This window comes from Halomonas sp. LMYGS-3 (genome assembly GCF_059509875.1).
In genome coordinates this window covers 1-17779 of the sequence record NZ_JCAKFQ010000020.1, presented here as the reverse complement: position 1 = coordinate 17779, position 17779 = coordinate 1, and the positions used below count along the sequence as shown (strand labels likewise).

Sequence of the window (17779 nt, the reverse complement as noted above, 5' to 3'; positions counted from 1 at the left end):
GTAGATCATGTACAGCAAGATCCTGTTGCCGGTAGACCTCAACGAGGAGAGTTCCTGGAAGAAAGCGCTGCCTACCGCCCTGACCCTGTGCCGTACCTTCGGCGCCTCGCTGCACGTGGTGACGGTGCTGCCGGACTACCGCATGCCGTTGGTGGGCTCCTACTTTCCCGAGGACTTCGCCGAGAAGGCCCATGAAGCGGTATCCGAGGCGCAGCACAAGTTCATCGCGGAGCATGTGCCGGATGACATCCAGGTGCAGAGCGTGATCGTCGATGGCTCGCCCTGGGAGGCGATCATCAAGGCGGCGAAGAAACTCGAGGTGGACCTGATCGTCATGGCCTCCCACAACAAGCGCAAGTTCGCCGACTATGTGCTCGGCCCCAACGCCGAGCACGTGGTGCATCACACCAGGATCTCGGTGATGATCGTGCGCTAGTCACCCGGTTTCATGCTGGTCGTTGGCCGGACCAGCTCAGCCGACGCCGATCTCGGCCTGGTGGCGGGCGCTATCGCCGTTGTCGTCGAGCCACTCGAAGAGCAGTTCCCCCTCCTCGTCGGGGGTCAGGTGGAAGCGCAGGTAGGGGTTGGCCGATACCGACTGGTGCAGTTCGGCCTCGAAGGCGATCTCGCCGTTCAGGCTGACCCGGAAGCGTTCGATGATGTGGCGTGGCAGGAGCTCGCCATCGAGACCTTCGCGCAGGCCGGTCTCCATGGGATGGTTGATCAGGGTGCGTACCTCGCCGGGCGCACCGGCGGCGAAGCGCGAGGGCACGCTGACCCGGGGGTTGGAGAGCGCCTCCGGAGGATCGTCATCGCCGCGCGCCAGGCAACCGCTGACGGTGATGCGCACTTCCCGGGCCGTGGCAAAGGTCTCGCCCTGGTGGCTCCTGGCCACGGCGATCACCTGCTGGGTCTCGTTGAGCCGTACCCGGGTGGAGATCTCGGGCAGACCGCCGAGCGGTGTCAGGTGGAAGACGGCCATCTCCGGGTTGGGGTTGCCGGCAGCGAAGAGGTGGATCTCCTCGAGGTAGTCGCCCGCGTTCAGCGTGCCGTCGAAGCTCACGCTCAACGGCACCGCCGAGCCGTCCTCGGAGACAAGGGGGAGCGCGAGTTGCAGGCCCTCGGTGCTGGGCGTGGTCTCGCCCAGCACGTCGCGAGCCGCTTCCAGCCGCTGCCAGGGGCCGTCGGCCAGGGCCGCCGGCATCAGTGCCAGCAGGCCGAGGCCGGCCACGGCACAGCACAGACTACGCAGCAGTCGGCGAGGGGAAGGGACGGTTCGGTGCATCTTTGCCTCTCTGCTGGGCTCTCGTTCAATGGGATAAAGGGTTCGACAGCGCCAGGGGGCCTTTCACTCCCAGGCGGGTGCCGATGAGGATGCCGGCCAGGGCGGCGAAGGTGGTCAGCGACAGGGTCGAAAAGCCCGACAGGCCCTGGCCGATGGAGCAGCCCAGGGCCATGACGCCGCCGATGCCCATCAGGGTGCCGCCGAGCATGCTGCGTCCCATGTGTCCCGGGCCGGAAAAGCCTTGCCAGGCGAAGTCCCGGCGCAGCAGGGCCGTGGCCAGGGCGCCGAGCACCACGCCGGCCACCACGGCCACGCCGAAGCCGAGGCGGGTGCCGGTGGCGAGCATCAGGTACTGCAGCGACTCGCCGATGGGGGCGACGAAGGTCAGGCTGGCCAGGCGTACCGGCTCGAAGTCATCGAAACCGATGACCCCGGTGGCGTACCAGCCCGCCGGGACCAGGGCGCCGATCACCAGCCCGCCCAGCCAGTCACGGCGAGAGGCTCGAAACTCACGCGAGGCCAGGATCCAGGCCAGAAGGGCACCCCCCAGCAGCAGGGTCGGGAGCCAGCGTGACGTCCCCAGCAGACCGGGCAGGTCCCGGGCGGGCAGGGTGAGCGTGGTAGCGCCCTCGAGCCAGACCCGCAACGGCGCCAGTACCCCGGAGAGGGTCATGTAGGCGGCGAGCCCGAGGCAGACCAGCACCACGAAGCTTCTCAGGTTGCCGCTGCCGAGCAGCACCAGCGAGCGTGCCCCGCAGCCGTTGGCCAGCACCATGCCGTAGCCGAACAGCATGCCGCCCAGCGGCACCGCCAGCCAGGAGGGGGCCGGTGTCAGGTGGTGAGCATCGTCCAGCGATGGTGTGCCGGCAAAGGCCAGGGCCTGACTGCCCAGCAGGGCCACCGCCATGGCCAGGCCGAAGGCCCGCAGCTTGCGGCTGTCGCCTTGGGTCCAGGCGTTGGTCAGGCCTCGCATCAGGCAGAAGCCGCTGGCCTGGCCGACGCCACCGAACAGCAGGCCGATCACCAGCCCGGACCAGACCACCAGCTCGGTATGGCTCATGACGACGAATTCCTTGGTAGCCGAACTGACAGGGCCATCCCGCGGATGGCCCCGAAAGAATACCAGCGATGGCGGGGGCAGGTCTCAGACGCCGGTGCCCCAGGTGTCCTGGCTGATGGCGTTGTACCAGTCCACCGCGTATTCGGCCTCCAGCGCCCGGATGGTGTCGGGGGCGTCAGTCGGGCTGAGGCCGCCGGCACCCTCCACTTCGGCAATCACGCCTTCCTGGACCCGGTAGACCCCGGCCACCGAGATACCGTACTCCGGCCCGATCAGGCTGTAGCAGGTGTTGGTCCAGTAGGGCTCCGGGGCCTCGCGACCGTCGAGGGCGGCGGCGATGGCAGCGGCCACCACCTTGGCCTGGGCATTGGCGCAGAAGCCGGATTTCGGCATCGGCGCCGCCACGCTGGCGTCGCCCACCACGTGGATGTCGGCGACCCGCTGGGACTCGAAGGTCTCGGGCTTGACCGGTACCCAGCCCGAGTCGTCGGTGACCCCGGCGCGGTCGGCGATCCAGCCCGCCTTCTGGGGCGGGATGACGTTGAGTACATCGGCCCGGTGGCGGGTGCCGAACTCGGTCTCCACCTCCAGGCTGTCGGCGTCGACACGGGTCACGCGGCCGTCGTCGGAGAGTCCCACCCACTCGATACGATCGCCGTAGAGTCGCTCCCAGCCGGTGGTGAACAGGCCCTGCTTGGAGAAGTTGTCCTTGGCATCGAGGATCAGCACCTTGGAATTCGGTTTGTGCTGCGACAGGTAGTGGGCCACCATGCTGGCCCGCTCGTAGGGCCCCGGCGGACAGCGGAAGGGGTTGGCGGGGGCCACCATGACGAAGGTACCGCCGTCATCCATGCCCTCCAGCTGGCGCTTGAGCAGCTCGGTCTGGGGGCCGGCCTTCCAGGCGTGGGGAGCTCGCTCGGCGGCGGCTTCGTCGTAGCCTTCCAGGGCGTTCCAGCGGATATCGATGCCCGGCGAGAGCACCAGGCGGTCGTAGTCCAGGGTATCGCCGGTGGAGAGGGTCACCCGATGACCGTCCGGGTCGACGTCCTCGGCCATGGCATGCACGACGGTGACGCCATAGCGATCGCGCAATTCGTCGTAGCCGTGGGCGATGGAGGCCATGTCGCGCAGGCCGCCCAGGAAGAGGTTGCTGAACGGGCAGGTATAGAAGACCTCGGCGGGTTCCACCAGGGTGACGTCGATGGCCGGGTTGGCACGCTTGAGGTACTTGGCGGCGGTCGCCCCGCCGAAGCCGCCGCCGATCACCACCACGCGGCCGGCGCTCTGGTTGCCGATGGCGAAGGGGGCGACGCCGCCCAGCAGGGGCAGGGCCGAGGCGGCGCCGATGCCCTGGAGCAGTCGACGACGCGTGAAGCCGTGATGGTTGGATGGCTGACTCATGAGATCTTCCCCTCACTGCTCGTCGATGGCGGCGAAGTGCTGCGCCAGGGCCGCGAGTTCCTCGTCGCTGAAGCCCTTGGCGATGCGCGGCATGATGGTGGAACCGTCGATCTCGTCGCGCTTGAAGGCCAACAAGCTGCTTTCCAGTTCCTCGGCCGGGCGTCCGGCGATGGGAGGCACGGCGCCGGAGAGACGGCCATCGGTGCCGTGGCAGTTGGCACAACCCCCGGCCATCACGGCGAGTTGGGCATCGGAGGCGGCGTCGTCGGCCAGCCCGGCCTGGCTCAGGCTTCCCAGCAGAAGGGGGCCCAGCAGCCAGGCTGCCGGGCGGTGAGTTACCCAGGTCATCGTCAGGTTCCCTCGCGATCGTGAGATTCGAACGCCGGAAATTCCGGTTATTGTTGATGCAGTTGCACCAAGTAGAGCCTATGATCCACGGGAGTGGGCGCCAAAGAACCATTCGTGCTGGCATTATGAATTCTCGATGGATCGGCCTGCTGGCATTGCGTTGACCAGCGAGCCGGCGGGATGGTCCACGCTCGACTACAGTAAGGCTGTATCAAGGGAAGACGGTGGTATCGAGGCACAGGCCGGGGGTGCCACCATGATCGGGCCCGGTAGCGTCGGGCTGTACTTGGCGGAAGGGGTGAAACCATGAATGCGGCATCAACAAAAGCGCACGACAAGGCTGCAGCGCCCAGGGTCAAGATCACCATCAACCCGGTGGGCATGGACAGGCCGCGGGCCTGGCTGGCGGCGGGTTTCGAGGATTTCCGCCGGGCCACGGCCGTCAGCCTGGCCTACGGGATGTTCTGGGTAGGGCTGAGCATTGCCATCACCGCCGGCGCCCTGACCCTCGGGCTGTGGCACTGGCTATTGCCGCTGGTGGCCGGCTTCATGTTCCTGGGGCCACTGGTCGCCGTGGGGTCCTACGGCATCAGCAAGGCGCTGGAGGCCAATCGTGCCCCGCACCTGGGTGACGCCTTCGGGGCCTGGCGTCCCCATGCCGGTCAGTTGGCGATGATGGGCGTGATGATGATGATCTTCTTCCTCGCCTGGATCCGCCTGGCGACCCTGCTGTTCGCCCTCTTCTTCGGCTTCGAGGTGCCCAGTCCGACGACCCTCTACGCTTCCCTGCTGACCACGCCGGAGGGGCTGGGCATGATCGCGGTGGGTACCGTGATCGGCGGCATCCTGGCTTTCGGCGCCTTCGCCATCAGCGTGGTGGCGATCCCGACCCTGATGGACCAGGACCTGACCTTCATGGAAGGGATCGAGGCCAGCGTGCGCTCGGTGGGACGCAATTTCCGACCCATGCTGCTGTGGGCAGCCATCCTCACCGGCTGCGTGCTGATCGGGGTGATGACCTTCTACATCGGACTGGCCCTGATCCTGCCGGTGCTCGGGCACGCCAGTTGGCATGCCTACGAGGATCTGGTGCGTATCGACCCGGTCGAGGGCGCCGAGGAATTGCACGGCTGACCGGTCGGGGAGCTGCCAGGGGCGGTCGCGCTCCCCGGCAAGCAGCGCTATGCTGGGGGCGTTCATCGCCCCCTTCGTTTTTGTGTCGTCGGATGCCGCCATGCTACCGCCGTGTTTCGCCCAGCTTTCCGTTCTCCGCGTCTCCGGCCCCTTGGCTCTCTGCCTGCTGGCCATGCCGGTTCTCGCCGAACGCGCCGAGGCGCCACCGGCGTCGGCGAGTCATCCCATCGCGCATCAGCTCGATGGTTGCATGGAGGAGGGCGACTGGGTGCCCGAGGCGATGCTGGCCTGCGCCGAAGCCGCCGAGCCGAAGTGGCAGGCAGAGGTCGAGCGCCTCACGGCTCGCCTGGCCAGCGTGCTCGGCAGCGAGGCACGGGAAGCCCTGGAGGCGAGTAACAGGGCCTGGCGGGTCAGCCGCGACGCTGACCTGGCGTTCGTCGATGCCTACCATGCCCAGCTCGAGGAGGCCGAACTCGGCGACCCCGAACTCATCCCCCTGTCGCGCCAGTTGCATCGCAATGCCGTGCTCGAGGGACGGGTCGATCGTCTGCAGCGTTTCCTCGATGGACTGGAGGCGATCCGCGAGTCGGCACCCAGGGACGAGGAACCGTCGCCCTGAGTGAGTCGCCATACCGCGGACGGCGACCTGACCTTTGCCCGCGAATCGCGTAATCTTGCCGACATCCGTTTGCTCGAACAGGATCGATTTCATGCGCCAGAGAGCTGCGACGTCTCTTCTGCTCGGTCTGATCACCACCGTCCTGCTGACCGGGGCATCGGCCGCGGCTTCCTCGTTGCCCCCGCCCTCCGACGAGGTCATCCTGACCATCAGTGGCGACATCGACCACCCCAACGTGGGGGACGAGGCGCGTTTCGACCGTGGCATGCTCAAGGCTCTCTCGGCGATGACGATAGAGACGCACACGCCCTGGCACAGCGGGCCGGGCCGCTTCGAGGGACCGCTGTTCAGGGACGTACTGGCGGCCGCCGGCGCCAATGGCGATCGGGTGCGGGTACGCGCGTTGAACGACTACGAGGCCGAGATTCCCCTCTCCGACCTCCACGACTATGACGTCATCCTGGCCATGAAGCGCAACGGCGAGGAGATGGCGATCCGCGACTTCGGGCCGCTGTTCGTGCTCTACCCCTTCGATGACCATCCCGAGCTGCTTACCGAGACGATCCGCTTCCGCTCGGTCTGGCAGGTGGGGCACCTGCATGTGCCCTGAGGCCTGGATGAGCTGAGCGCCCGGATGCCCTCGGCGCTGCACTACCCCCTGCGCCTGAAGTTGGGCGCCATGGCGGCACTGCTGTTCTTCGCCGCCGCCCTGGTGGTGGTCGGGCTGGTCTCCTGGCGACAGGACAGCATGGCCCAGAGCGTGGGCGGCGATGCGGCCTGGCATGCCTACAAGCTCGACCGCGATACGGTACAGCTGCGCAACTACCTGGGACAGCCGGACCGCAACCTGAAGGAGCTGGACCTGCGTTTCGAGCTGCTCTACAGCCGCCTTACCCTGCTGCGGGAGGGCGATATCACCGAGCTGCTCGACACCATTCCCGTGGCTCCCGGCCTGATGAGCGAGATCGAGGAGCGGATCGAGGCGCTGGATGCCGCTATCGAGCGGCTGGAGAGCCTGGGCAGCGACTCCCGGCTCGTTCTGGACCGTCAGCTCGAGGCCCTGGGGGGGCGCACCGAGCGGTTGATCATTGCCATCAACGGTTACCTGGCCGATACCAGCACCCGTGAGCGGGAGCAACTGCAGACGCTCTACGCGTTGCTGCTGGCGTTGATCCTGGCCATGAGCGTGGCGGCGCTGCTGGTAGTGATCTTCCTGTTCCGCGAGGCACGCGCCAACGCCGCTGCCCGGCGGACCCTCGAGGCGCTGAGTCGTGAGCTCGAGGTCACCGCCCGCAGCGCCGAATCGGCCAGCCAGGCCAAGTCGGAGTTCCTCGCCACGGTCAGTCACGAGATCCGCACGCCGCTCAACGGGGTGATCGGCATGAGCGACCTGCTCCTCGATCAGCCGCTCGAGGCGCGTGCCCGCCACTTTGCCGCCACCATCCACGACAGCGCCGGCCTGCTGCTGGAACTGATCAACGACCTGCTCGATTTCTCGAAGATCGAGGCCGGTCGCCTGGAGCTGGAGTCACGCCCGCTGGAGCTCGGCGAGCTGGTCGACGGCGTGTTGACACTCTTCACCCACCGCGCCGACGCCCGTGGCGTGCAACTGGTCAGCTGCCTGGCCCCCGAGTTGCCACCCCGGGTGATCAGCGATCCCAGCCGTCTTCGCCAGGTGTTGCTGAACCTGCTCTCCAATGCCATCAAGTTCACCACCGAGGGCGAGGTCCGCCTCGTGGTGTTGATTGAAGATGAGCGTACGATGCGTTTCGAGGTGATCGATTCCGGCTGCGGGATCGCGCCGGTGCACCTGTCCCGACTGTTCGAGCCCTTCCAGCAGGGCGATGCTTCCACCGCACGTCGCTTCGGGGGGACCGGCCTCGGCCTGGCGATCTGCCGGCGCCTGGTCGAGGCCATGGGGGGAGAAATCGGCGTGGAGAGTGCGTCCGGCTTGGGGAGCCGCTTCTGGTTCACGCTGCCGCTGGTGCCGGCTCCGGTCGAGCCCCTGCTGGCGGCGAGCGAGGCGTCGGTGCCACGCCCGCTGCACCTGGACGAGGCTCGCCTGTTGGTGGTCGAAGACAATCCCGTCAACCAGCAGGTGGCGAAGGCGATGCTGGAGCGCCTCGGCTGCCAGGTGAGTGTCGTCGAGCGTGGCGCCGATGCCCTGGAGCGGATGTCCCGAGAGCGTTTCGATCTGATCTTCATGGACGTGCAGATGCCCGACATGGATGGGCTTGAGGTGACCCGCCGCTTGCGTCAGCGGGGCGGCTGGGCGGCCGAGATACCGATCGTGGCAATGACTGCCGGGGGGCCAGGTGGCGAGCAGACGCGCTGTCTGGCGGCGGGCATGAGCGGTTATCTGACCAAGCCGTTGTTCCAGGATGCCCTGGTGGCGATCCTGCATCGCCAGCTGAAACACGTCGGTACGGTGCCCGTCAGGCCGAAGGGGCCGGGCGAGTCGGTCGCCGCCGATCAGCCGCTGGATCCGGCCGCGCTGGCGGCCCTGCGGGAGAGCCTCGGGGAAGCGGGCCTGGCGGCGCTGATCGCGCTCTACCGTCGTCAGGCCATCGACCGCCTGGCGGAGCTGGAGCGGGCCGTGATGGAGGGGGACGCGGCGCGGGTCAGGGGGCTGGCCCACCAGCTCAAGGGAGAGTCCTCGAGCCTGGGGGCGGTGAAGGTGGCCGGGCTGGCCCTGCGCCTGGAGCATATGGGCCGAGACGAGAGGTTGGGGGAGGCCGCCGGCGTCGTGGTCATCCTGCGTGACTGCCTGACGACCGCCCTCTCCCACCTGGAGTCCTGGTCACCCACCGGCTGAGGGTTCGCTATCGGCCGAGGGCCCCGGGGAACGGCACCGAACGCTCCGGCAGCCGCCACCTCAGGTTGCGGGCGATCACCTGCTGGCCCGGGCGGTACTCGCCCCGGGCCGCTGCCAGGGCGCAGGTCAGGGCGGCGGCGGCGATGCGGTCGTGATCCTGTACCGCCGAGTTGACCGGCAGTGGCAGGAAGTCCAGCAGGCGGTTGTCGCCGAAGGTGGCCAGGCGCAGCGTCTGGGGTAGGCCGCCATCCTCCAGCAGCACGTCGAAGACCCCGTCGAGCAGGGTGTAGGACGCGGTGACCAACGCATCGGGCAGGCCGTGGCGGTCGAGCAACTCACGCATCAGGCATGCGCCCTCGGCGCGATCGTAGCGCTCGGCGGCGGCGGTGAGTACCTCGGCACGGCTATCCGCCAGCGCCTGCTGGAAGCCGGCACGTCGCTCCCGGCTGATCGAGAGCCGAGGCACCGCATCGAGCCAGGCGATGCGTTTCACGTCGTCGTCGAGCACCGAACGGGTCAGCCGTTCGGCGGCTTCCCGGTCGTTGCTGACCACGCTGGCGAAGTGGCGTGGATCGAAACCGCGGTCCACCGCCACCACCGGTAGGCCATCGGCCATCAGTTCGCGATAGAAGGGATCCTCCATCGGCAGGCAGCTGGCAGTGATCAGCACCTCGCAGCGTTGGGCACGCAGCGCCAGGGCCAGCTCCCGCTCGCTTTCGGGCTGGTCATCGGAGCCGACGATCAGCAGCTGGTAGCCCCGTTCACGAGCACCACGCTCGAGGCGCTTGGCCAGCCGTGCATAGCTGACGTTCTCCAGATCGGGAATGATCAACCCCAGGATCCGGCTGGAGCCGCGGCGCAGCGCCGCGGCCTGGGCATCTACCTGGTAGCGATGCTCGCGGACCACCGCCATTACCCGGTCGACGGTCTCCCGGCTGATGCGTCGTTCCTCGGCCTTGCCGTTGATCACATAGCTGGCCGTGGTGCGCGAGACCCCAGCCAGGCGGGCTATTTCAGCAAGTGTCATGGGCCACCTCGAATGCGTTGCCTCGATTCTACGTCAGGTGCCACTCCACGGCCCCCTACCAATGTCGTAGATATTCTTCCTTGCCAAGCAGTATGAATCGATCCAGCATTGGAATCATAACAGGTGACACGATTCAGCCGACAGCCATTTCAAGCTCTGGATACATGCTGCGATGCGATGTCGGCTGAAGGTCAGGCCACCACGGCCGGCGTCATCACAATGTCTCGTAACCTCAGGAGCGCCACATGTTGACCCTACGCCAGGAAGACATCCTGCTCGACTGCCGAGCCGACGACTGGCGCACGGCGCTGGATCGCGCTGCCGACGCCCTGTACCGGGCCGGCCTGGTCGCGCCCGGCTACCGCGATGGCCTGCTCGACCGCGAAGCCCAATCCTCGACCTTCCTGGGCAACGCCATCGCCATCCCCCACGGCACGCCCGAGAGCCGTTCTCACGTGCTCCGCACCGGTGTTCGCGTGCTGCAGTTTCCGGCCGGGGTGGAGTGGCACGACGGCAACCGCGTCCATGTCCTGGTGACCATCGCCGCCCAGAGCGACGAACACCTCGACATCCTGCGCCAGCTGACCCATGTGCTGGACCGGGAGGGCGTCGCCGAGCGCCTGGCTGCCGCCGACTCGCGCGGCGAGATCGCCGGTCTGTTGTCGAAGGCGGTGGTCGAGGCGAGACTCGACGCCGACACCCTCTGCCTCGGCTTTCCCGCCCGCGATCACCAGGAGCTGGCACTTGCCGGTGCCGCCCGGCTGCGTCAGGCCGGTTGTGTGGGCAGCGATTTCGTCGCCGCCGTGGCCGAGCATGCGCCCCAGGGGCTCGGCCAGGGGATGTGGCTGGTCAGCAGCGACCGTGGCGTCGAGGCACCGGCGCTGTCGCTGGCCACACCCGCGTCGCTCCTGGAGCAGGAAGGCGAGACGGTAGCCGGCGTCTTCTGCCTGGCTGCCCGAGGGGATGCCCATCGCGGCCTGCTGGAGCGCATCGTCGCCCTGCTCGAGAGTGGCGCGGTGGGCGAGTTGCGCGGCGCCGATGCCGCGACCGTGCTGGCGCGCCTGGCCGGGGAGTCCGCCGATGCCACCACCCGTCAAGTGCGGGTGCTCAACGCCCACGGTCTGCACGCCCGTCCCGCCAAGCAACTGGTCCAGGTGGTCCGTGAACAGGAGGTGTCGATCCGGGTGCGCCTGGCCGAGGGGGGTGGCCAGGCGGTCTCGGCCACCAGCCTGACCAAGGTGATCAACCTCGGTGCCCGCCGCGGTCAGCTGCTGCTGTTCTCCATCGATGGCGAGGACATCCCGGCCACTACCGCCGAGCGCGCGCTGGACGCCGTCTGCCAGGCGGTGACCGAGGGCCTGGGCGAGGCGGTGCAGCCCTTCGACGAGAGTCGCGAGCACCACATGCCCGAGCCGAAGGTCGAGATCCTGCCGCTGCCCGACGATGAACCCCAGGTGGCGGTGGCCGCCTCGCCGGGGCTGGCCATCGCCCCGGCCTTCGTGTTGCGCACCCCGCGCTTCGATTATCCGGAGCGGGCCTCGGATCCCGCCGCCGAGACCCGTCGCCTCGAGCAGGCGATCCACGAGGGGGGCGAGCAGCTCGAGGCCCTGGTCCAGAAGGCCCGCGGCGGCGAGGTGGCCCAGATCCTCTCGATGCACGAGGAGATGCTCGGCGACCCGGAACTGACCCAGGCAGCCCGCGAGGGCATCCAGGAGGGCTGCTCCGCCGAGGCCGCCTGGTGGGACGCCATCGAGACCGCTGCCCACGCCCAGGAGATGCTCGCCGACCGCCTGCTCGCCGAGCGCGCCGCCGACCTGCGCGACGTGGGCCGACGGGTGCTGGGCATCCTGTGCCACGTCGAGCTTCCGACGCCGCCGGACGAGCCCTATGTCCTGGTGGCCGACGACGTCGGGCCCTCCGATGTGGCGCGCCTGGATACCGCCCGTGTTCGCGGCCTGCTCACGGCTCGCGGCGGGGCCACGTCCCACAGCGCCATCCTCGCTCGCGCGTTGGGCATCCCGGCCGCGGTGGGGGCAGGCGAGCGGGTGCTGACGCTCGAAAACGGCACGCCACTGATCCTCGATGGCGAGCGCGGCCGCTTCACCGCCTCGCCCTCCGGGGAGCGCCTGGCGAGCGCCGAGCAGCGGCTGGCCGATCAGCGCCGCCGCGAGGCCGAGGCCTGGGAGGCGCGCCACCAGACGGCCGAGACCCGCGACGGCCACCGCGTCGAGGTGGCTGCCAACCTGGGCAACACCGCCCACGCCCTGGATGCCGTGGAGCGTGGCGCCGAAGGGGTCGGCCTGCTGCGCACCGAGTTCATCTTCATGGCCCACGCCGACGCCCCCGACCTGGAGACCCAGATCGACGAGTATCGAGAAGCCCTCGACGCGCTGGACGGCCGCCCGCTGGTGGCGCGGACCCTCGACGTGGGCGGCGACAAGCCGCTGCCCTACTGGCCAGTGCCCCGCGAGGACAACCCCTTCCTGGGCCTGCGCGGCATTCGCCTGGCGTTGACCCGCCCCGAGGTGCTGGAGACCCAGTTGCGTGCCCTGTTGCTCGCGGCGGCGCCCGTAGCGGATAAACAGCCCCGGCCGCTGCGCATCATGCTGCCGATGGTCAAGGATCTCGCCGAATTCCGCGCCGCCAAGGCGATCTTCGACCGTCTGCTGGTCGAGATCCCCGAGGCCGAGCGCGCCAGTGACGTACAGCTCGGGGTGATGATCGAGGTGCCCTCGGCGGCACTGTTGGCGCCGACCCTGGCCACCGAGGTGGATTTCTTCTCGGTGGGTACCAATGACTTGACCCAGTACACCCTGGCGATCGACCGCGGCCACCCGGAACTCTCCGCCCAGGCCGATGGCCTGCACCCTGCGGTACTCCGGCTGATCGAGATGACCGTGGCGGCCGCCCACGCTCACGGCAAGTGGGTGGGGGTGTGCGGTGAGCTGGCCAGTGACGCCGCCGCCGTGCCGGTGCTGGTGGGGCTCGGCGTCGACGAGCTCTCGGTCAGCGCCCGCCAGGTGCCGCTGGTCAAGGCACGGCTGCGCGAGTTCGACCTGGCCGAGGCGCGTGCCCAGGCGGAGTTGGCGCTGGCCCAGGCCACCGGCGAGGCGGTACGCGACGCCCTGGAGGTGCGCTGATGGCCAGGATCCTGACCCTGACCCTCAATCCCGCCCTGGATCTCTCGATCGAGCTTCCGCGGCTGGTTCCCGGCGAGGTCAACCGTACCCGCGCGACCCACCTCGAGGCTGCCGGCAAGGGCGTCAACGTGGCCCGGGTGCTGGTCGGGCTCGGCCATGAGGTCGCCGTCTCGGGGTTCCTCGGCGCCGACAACGACGGCCCCTTCCTGCGTGCCTTCGAGACGCTGGGCGTGGAGGATGCCTTCATCCGGGTACCCGGTGAGACTCGCATCAACGCCAAGGTCGCCGAGGCCGATGGGCGGGTCACCGATATCAACGGCCCCGGGGCGGCCATTGGCGCCGGTGCCTGGCAGCAGCTGCTCGACTGGCTCGACGGCCGCACCGCCGATCCTGCCCGCCGGCCCCAGGCGGTGGTGATCGCCGGCAGCCTGCCGCCGGGCATCGCACCGGAGGCGCTCGCCGAGCTGGTCACGCGCCTGCGAACGGCCGGCCTGCCGGTGTGGCTCGATACCAGTGGCGCCGCCCTCGATGCCGCCATTACGGCCGGCCCCACCGCGGTCAAGCCCAACGAACAGGAGCTCGCCGCCTGGGCCGGCATGGCCCTGACGGCGTCGGGGGCCCGGCTCCAGGCGGCGCTGCGGCTCTACGCCGAGGGGGTCGAGGAGGCGGTGATCTCCGCCGGCCCCGAGGGCGTGCTCTGGGTCAGCCGCCGCGGTGCCTGGCAGGCGCTGCCGCCACGCCTTGCCGTAGCCAGCACCGTGGGCGCCGGCGACACCCTGGTTGCGGCCATGCTGCACGGGGTCCTGTCCGGGCACCCCCCCGAGCAGGTCCTGCGGCTGGCCACGGCGCTCTCCGCCGAAGCCGTTCGCCACGTGGGCGTGGGAAACCCTCGCGCCCTGGATTTCCCTCAACTCCAACAACAGACCCGCGTTCGCCGTCTCAACGATGTCGATGCAGGGGGAGCACTCGCATGAACGCCATCATCATCACCGCCTGCCCCAGCGGCATGGCCACCACCTTCCTCGCCGCCCGCCGGCTCGAACAGGCCGCCGAACGCCTCGGCTGGCAGACCCATGTAGAGATGCACGGCGAGCTCGAACCGCTTACGCCGGTCACCGCCGAGGCCATCGCCGCTGCCGACCTGGTGGTGGTCGCCGCCGATCACGTGCCGGCGCCCCAGCGCTTCGCCGGCAAGCGGCTCTATCACGCCGCCATCGACCGGGCGTTGCCCGACCCGCGCGCCTTCCTCGAGCGGGCCAGCCGTGAAGCCAGCGACTACCAACCGCCTGCCGAGACGGCCCCGGCCGACTCGGCGACTGCCAGTGGGGCACGCAGGATCGTCGCCGTGACTGCCTGTCCGACGGGGGTCGCGCATACCTTCATGGCCGCCGAAGCGCTGAGCGAGGCGGGTAGGGCGCTGGGCCATGCGATCCGCGTCGAGACCCAGGGCTCGGTGGGTGCCCAGGACAAGCTCACCGAAGAGGAGATCGCCGCGGCGGACCTGGTGATCCTGGCCTGCGACATCGAGGTCGACCCGACCCGCTTCGCCGGCAAGCGCATCTACCGTACCTCCACCGGCAACGCCCTGAAGAAGCCGCAGCCGACCATCGAGGCGGCCCTCGAACAGGCTGAGGTGGAAAGCGCCGGCGCCACCCCAGGTGCCGGGGGCGAAGGGAAGAAGAGCATCAAGGAGAAGGGCGTCTACAAGCACCTGCTCACCGGCGTGTCGTTCATGCTGCCGATGGTGGTGGCGGGTGGCCTGCTGATCGCGCTTTCCTTTGTCTTCGGCATCGAGGCCTTCGAGCAGGAGGGGACGCTCGCCGCGGCGTTGATGCAGATCGGCGGTGGCACGGCGTTCGCCCTGATGATCCCGGTGCTCGCCGGCTACATCGCCTATTCCATCGCCGACCGGCCGGGCATCGCCCCGGGCATGATCGGTGGCATGCTGGCGGCCAACATCGAGGCCGGGTTCATCGGCGGCATCCTGGCCGGCTTCCTGGCGGGCTATGTGGCGCTGGCCGTGACCCGTCACGTCAAGCTGCCGTCGAGCGTCGAGTCGCTCAAGCCGATCCTGATCATCCCGCTGGTATCGAGCCTGGTCACCGGTCTGACCATGATCTACGTGATCGGCGAGCCGGTGGCGGCGATCCTCGCCGGGCTGACCGGCTTCCTGGCCGCCATGGACTCCACCAATGCGGTGCTGCTGGGCATCCTGCTCGGCGCCATGATGTGCTTCGACCTGGGGGGGCCGGTCAACAAGGCCGCCTACACCTTCGGTGTCGGCCTGCTGGCCTCCCAGACCTACGCGCCCATGGCGGCGATCATGGCCGCCGGCATGGTGCCGGCCATCGGCATGGGCATCGCCAGCTTCGTCGCCAGGCACAAGTTCTCCGAACCGGAGCGCGAGGCGGGCAAGGCCTCCTTTGTCCTCGGCTTGTGCTTCATCAGCGAGGGGGCCATCCCCTTCGCCGCCAAGGATCCGCTGCGGGTGATCCCCGCCTGCATCGCCGGTGGCGCGGTGACCGGTGCGCTCTCGATGCTGGTCGGCGCTCAGTTGATGGCCCCCCATGGTGGCATCTTCGTGTTGATGATTCCCAATGCGATCACGCCGGTGCTGTTGTATCTCGCCGCCATCGTCGTTGGCTCACTGGTCACCGGGCTTGGCTACGCGACGATCAAGCGCGGTGGCCAGGAGGTGGCGGTCCAGGCCAGCGCCTGACCGATGCCGCTGCAACGCGACGCCCCCGGACCGCCAGGCCCGGGGGCGTCTTGCGCTCGATGCTCACGACGGTGCCGCGGTGGCCCATCATGGCGCTCGAATGGGGGCGTGCTCGATGGTCAAGCCCAGGCGGAGGCCGCGTAGGCGGAGTCCTGGGCCTCTTCCAGCAGGCGGCATTCGTGTCGCTTCTGCTCGACGAAGTGTCCGAGCAGGGCCTCGAGTTCCGCCGTGTGGCAGAACCGCACCAGCAGTTCGCTGAACTGGCGTGAGTGATGGGCGGCGGCGTGGGCATAGCCGAGGGCCTGGCAGGCCATGGCATCGTTGGCGATGAAAAGATGCAACCGATGGGCCTCCGGCAGCCGCAGGCGGCGGGGGGGCGCTGCCGGCAGGCAGTGGCGCAGCCGCAGGTGGTCGGCCAGGGCCTCCAGCGCGGCGAGTCGCTGCTCGCACTCGATGCCGATGGCGGCCATCAGCCGGCTGACCCGGGGGCGGGTGGGCAGGAAGCTCAGCGCGAGGCCGCGATAGCGTTGCATCTCGCGGTGCTCGTGGTCGTGGGCAAGGCGAAGCTGTTCATCGGTCGGGCAGGCGTGGGCGGCGTTGCTTGACGTAAGCGGTGGCACGGCGTTCTCTCCTGTTGTCACTCGGGCCTCTTCCGGGCTCCGTCAACACAAGGTAGGCTCCTTGCCCGATCATTGCCCTTGATCGTTGTCAACTTTTCCTCCCTGCCGTCCAAAGTACCAGACGCTCATACTCGTCGGCGTGGCGGGACGCGCGGGCCCGGCCTCGGCACCCGGCGAAGGCCCATGGCCGGTTCCCCGGTGCCGTGTCCGAGGGGGTCGAAATGAGGTGCCGTGCTCCTGCCAAAGTACTGCATTCTGCAGCGGCTTCCGGTGCTTAACTGTGTCTGGCAATGCCATTTTCACTCGTCACACGACAGGAGAACTTCCCATGTGGACCAAGCCTAGCTATACCGACCTGCGCCTCGGCTTCGAGGTGACCCTCTATATCGCCAACCGCTGAGAGCCGCGGCGGGCCGGGTGCGTCCTGACGGCGCGTGCCGGGCCCGCCGGCGTCACCGAGCACGCGCCACCGGGGGGATCACGCATGCAGATTCTGGTACTGGGATCCGGAGCGGGCGGCGGCTTGCCGCAGTGGAACTGCAACTGCCCTAACTGTCGGGCTGCACGGCAGGGTGAGCCGACCGTCACGCCGCGTACCCAGTCGTCGATCGCCATCAGCAGCGACGGCGAGCGCTGGCTGCTGTGCAATGCCTCGCCGGACATCCGTGCTCAGCTCGCCGCCACTCCCGAGCTGCATCCACGCCGCGGGCTGCGCGACAGCGGCATCGCCGAGGTGCTGCTGGTGGACGCCCAGATCGATCACGTCACCGGGCTGCTGTCGCTGCGCGAAGGCTGCCCACTGGATGTATGGTGCACGCCCGGCGTACATCATGACCTGAGCAGCGGTTTTCCACTGTTCCCGATGCTGCATCACTGGCGGGGCGGGCTGCGCTGGCAACCGATCCGGCTCGACGGCGAGCATCGCCGGGTGGCCTTCACCGTGCCGAGCTGCCCCGGGCTGCGCTTCACCGCGGTGGCACTGGACAGCAATGCGCCGCCCTATTCGCCGCGTCGCGGCTCGCCCACCCCGGGCGATAACCTCGGGCTGTTCATCGAGGACGCCGCCGGCGGCGCCACGCTGTTCTATGCCCCGGGGCTGGGCCGGTTGACCGACGAGGTGCGCGGCTTCATGCGGCGGGCCGACTGTGTTCTGGTCGATGGCACCCTGTGGCACGACGACGAGATGCAGCGGCTGGGGGTGGGGCAGTCGACGGGAGCGGAGATGGGCCATCTGGCGCTGGCAGGCGAAGGGGGCATGATCGCTGAGCTCGATGCCCTGCCAGAGGCCACCCGCCGCCTGCTCATCCATATCAACAATACCAATCCGATTCTCGACACGACCTCCGCCGAGCGGGCCACGCTCGATGCCCACGGCATCGAGGTCGCCTACGACGGCATGCGTCTGACGCTGTGAATCCTACCGACGGGAGCCAGCCATGAGTGCGATCGCCGCCACGCCATCCGATGTAGCTCCATTGCCGCCCGAGGCCTTCCGCGAGGCCCTGCTGGCCAAGGGCGCCTACTACCATGTCCATCACCCCTACCAGGTCGACATGGCCGCGGGGCGCGCCACGCCGGAACAGATCCGCGGCTGGGTCGCCAACCGCTTCT

The 17779-nt window shown here is 68.8% G+C and carries 16 protein-coding genes; 10 read left to right on the top strand and 6 right to left on the bottom strand.

All coding sequences use genetic code 11. The features are described 5' to 3' along the window. Positions 1–7 precede the first annotated feature (7 nt). A complete protein-coding gene (locus AC5W54_RS16395) occupies positions 8–436 on the top strand; it encodes a universal stress protein (RefSeq protein WP_495963166.1) in 429 nt (142 codons plus the stop codon). A 36-nt stretch (positions 437–472) separates the two neighbouring features. Here the strand turns inward: AC5W54_RS16395 and soxZ are convergent, their stop codons facing one another. From soxZ to AC5W54_RS16375, 4 genes are all read right to left on the bottom strand, one after another. Further along, complete coding sequence (gene soxZ / locus AC5W54_RS16390) at positions 473–1285, bottom strand: thiosulfate oxidation carrier complex protein SoxZ (RefSeq protein ID WP_495963165.1); 813 nt, start codon at positions 1283–1285, stop codon at positions 473–475. A 25-nt stretch (positions 1286–1310) separates the two neighbouring features. Next, entirely contained in the window at positions 1311–2345 is a 1035-nt protein-coding gene (locus tag AC5W54_RS16385) for a YeeE/YedE family protein (protein WP_495963164.1), read from the bottom strand. An 84-nt stretch (positions 2346–2429) separates the two neighbouring features. Continuing rightward, positions 2430–3746: an FCSD flavin-binding domain-containing protein gene (locus AC5W54_RS16380; protein ID WP_495963163.1), complete on the bottom strand. Its 1317-nt coding sequence runs from the start codon at positions 3744–3746 to the stop codon at positions 2430–2432. Positions 3747–3758: 12 nt separating this feature from the next. Beyond that, positions 3759–4094, bottom strand: a complete 336-nt coding sequence (locus AC5W54_RS16375; protein ID WP_495963162.1) for a c-type cytochrome — start codon at positions 4092–4094, stop codon at positions 3759–3761. Positions 4095–4400: 306 nt separating this feature from the next. On the opposite strand from AC5W54_RS16375, the gene AC5W54_RS16370 reads away from it, so the two are divergent. The 4 genes from AC5W54_RS16370 (at position 4401) to AC5W54_RS16355 (ending at position 8662) form a co-directional block, all read left to right on the top strand. Then, positions 4401–5228 (top strand): DUF2189 domain-containing protein, encoded by an 828-nt coding sequence (locus AC5W54_RS16370; RefSeq protein ID WP_495963161.1) that lies wholly within the window; start codon positions 4401–4403, stop codon positions 5226–5228. A gap of 100 nt (positions 5229–5328) precedes the next feature. Next, entirely contained in the window at positions 5329–5847 is a 519-nt protein-coding gene (locus tag AC5W54_RS16365; protein ID WP_495963160.1) for a lysozyme inhibitor LprI family protein, read from the top strand. A 91-nt stretch (positions 5848–5938) separates the two neighbouring features. Beyond that, complete coding sequence (locus AC5W54_RS16360; protein WP_495963159.1) at positions 5939–6457, top strand: putative pterin-binding protein; 519 nt, start codon at positions 5939–5941, stop codon at positions 6455–6457. A gap of 24 nt (positions 6458–6481) precedes the next feature. Further along, the gene (locus AC5W54_RS16355) at positions 6482–8662 is read left to right on the top strand and encodes an ATP-binding protein (protein WP_495963158.1); all 2181 of its coding nucleotides are present in this window, start codon (positions 6482–6484) and stop codon (positions 8660–8662) included. 7 nt (positions 8663–8669) lie between these two features. Here the strand turns inward: AC5W54_RS16355 and cra are convergent, their stop codons facing one another. Then, positions 8670–9689 carry a catabolite repressor/activator gene (gene cra, locus AC5W54_RS16350; RefSeq protein ID WP_495963157.1) on the bottom strand — a complete coding sequence of 340 codons (1020 nt, stop codon included), beginning with the start codon at positions 9687–9689 and terminating at the stop codon, positions 8670–8672. A 245-nt stretch (positions 9690–9934) separates the two neighbouring features. Between cra and ptsP the strand changes: the two genes are divergently transcribed. The 3 genes from ptsP to AC5W54_RS16335 are packed head-to-tail and all read left to right on the top strand — an operon-like array spanning position 9935 to position 15548. Then, positions 9935–12829, top strand: coding sequence for a phosphoenolpyruvate--protein phosphotransferase (gene ptsP, locus AC5W54_RS16345; protein ID WP_495963156.1), 2895 nt, complete (start codon positions 9935–9937; stop codon positions 12827–12829). Beyond that, positions 12829–13803 (top strand): 1-phosphofructokinase, encoded by a 975-nt coding sequence (pfkB, locus tag AC5W54_RS16340; protein ID WP_495963155.1) that lies wholly within the window; start codon positions 12829–12831, stop codon positions 13801–13803. Before ptsP ends, pfkB begins: the two co-directional genes overlap by 1 nt. Beyond that, positions 13800–15548 carry a PTS fructose-like transporter subunit IIB gene (locus tag AC5W54_RS16335; protein WP_495963154.1) on the top strand — a complete coding sequence of 583 codons (1749 nt, stop codon included), beginning with the start codon at positions 13800–13802 and terminating at the stop codon, positions 15546–15548. Before pfkB ends, AC5W54_RS16335 begins: the two co-directional genes overlap by 4 nt. 119 nt (positions 15549–15667) lie before the next feature. Here AC5W54_RS16335 and AC5W54_RS16330 read toward each other — a convergent pair whose 3' ends face one another. Then, complete coding sequence (locus tag AC5W54_RS16330) at positions 15668–16168, bottom strand: hypothetical protein (RefSeq protein WP_495963153.1); 501 nt, start codon at positions 16166–16168, stop codon at positions 15668–15670. A 328-nt stretch (positions 16169–16496) separates the two neighbouring features. Between AC5W54_RS16330 and pqqA the strand changes: the two genes are divergently transcribed. Continuing rightward, positions 16497–16568, top strand: coding sequence for a pyrroloquinoline quinone precursor peptide PqqA (gene pqqA, locus AC5W54_RS16325; RefSeq protein ID WP_102629406.1), 72 nt, complete (start codon positions 16497–16499; stop codon positions 16566–16568). Positions 16569–16652: 84 nt separating this feature from the next. Beyond that, a complete protein-coding gene (pqqB, locus tag AC5W54_RS16320; protein WP_495963152.1) occupies positions 16653–17582 on the top strand; it encodes a pyrroloquinoline quinone biosynthesis protein PqqB in 930 nt (309 codons plus the stop codon). Positions 17583–17779 lie beyond the last annotated feature (197 nt).

Bases quoted from the DNA above. Each gene is read 5' to 3' on its own strand.
- AC5W54_RS16395 (WP_495963166.1), top strand. From the start codon at position 8: ATGTACAGCAAGATCCTGTTGCCGGTAGACCTCAACGAGGAGAGTTCC.
- soxZ (WP_495963165.1), bottom strand. From the start codon at position 1,285: ATGCACCGAACCGTCCCTTCCCCTCGCCGACTGCTGCGTAGTCTGTGC.
- AC5W54_RS16385 (WP_495963164.1), bottom strand. From the start codon at position 2,345: ATGAGCCATACCGAGCTGGTGGTCTGGTCCGGGCTGGTGATCGGCCTG.
- AC5W54_RS16380 (WP_495963163.1), bottom strand. From the start codon at position 3,746: ATGAGTCAGCCATCCAACCATCACGGCTTCACGCGTCGTCGACTGCTC.
- AC5W54_RS16375 (WP_495963162.1), bottom strand. From the start codon at position 4,094: ATGACCTGGGTAACTCACCGCCCGGCAGCCTGGCTGCTGGGCCCCCTT.
- AC5W54_RS16370 (WP_495963161.1), top strand. From the start codon at position 4,401: ATGAATGCGGCATCAACAAAAGCGCACGACAAGGCTGCAGCGCCCAGG.
- AC5W54_RS16365 (WP_495963160.1), top strand. From the start codon at position 5,329: ATGCTACCGCCGTGTTTCGCCCAGCTTTCCGTTCTCCGCGTCTCCGGC.
- AC5W54_RS16360 (WP_495963159.1), top strand. From the start codon at position 5,939: ATGCGCCAGAGAGCTGCGACGTCTCTTCTGCTCGGTCTGATCACCACC.
- AC5W54_RS16355 (WP_495963158.1), top strand. From the start codon at position 6,482: ATGCCCTCGGCGCTGCACTACCCCCTGCGCCTGAAGTTGGGCGCCATG.
- cra (WP_495963157.1), bottom strand. From the start codon at position 9,689: ATGACACTTGCTGAAATAGCCCGCCTGGCTGGGGTCTCGCGCACCACG.
- ptsP (WP_495963156.1), top strand. From the start codon at position 9,935: ATGTTGACCCTACGCCAGGAAGACATCCTGCTCGACTGCCGAGCCGAC.
- pfkB (WP_495963155.1), top strand. From the start codon at position 12,829: ATGGCCAGGATCCTGACCCTGACCCTCAATCCCGCCCTGGATCTCTCG.
- AC5W54_RS16335 (WP_495963154.1), top strand. From the start codon at position 13,800: ATGAACGCCATCATCATCACCGCCTGCCCCAGCGGCATGGCCACCACC.
- pqqB (WP_495963152.1), top strand. From the start codon at position 16,653: ATGCAGATTCTGGTACTGGGATCCGGAGCGGGCGGCGGCTTGCCGCAG.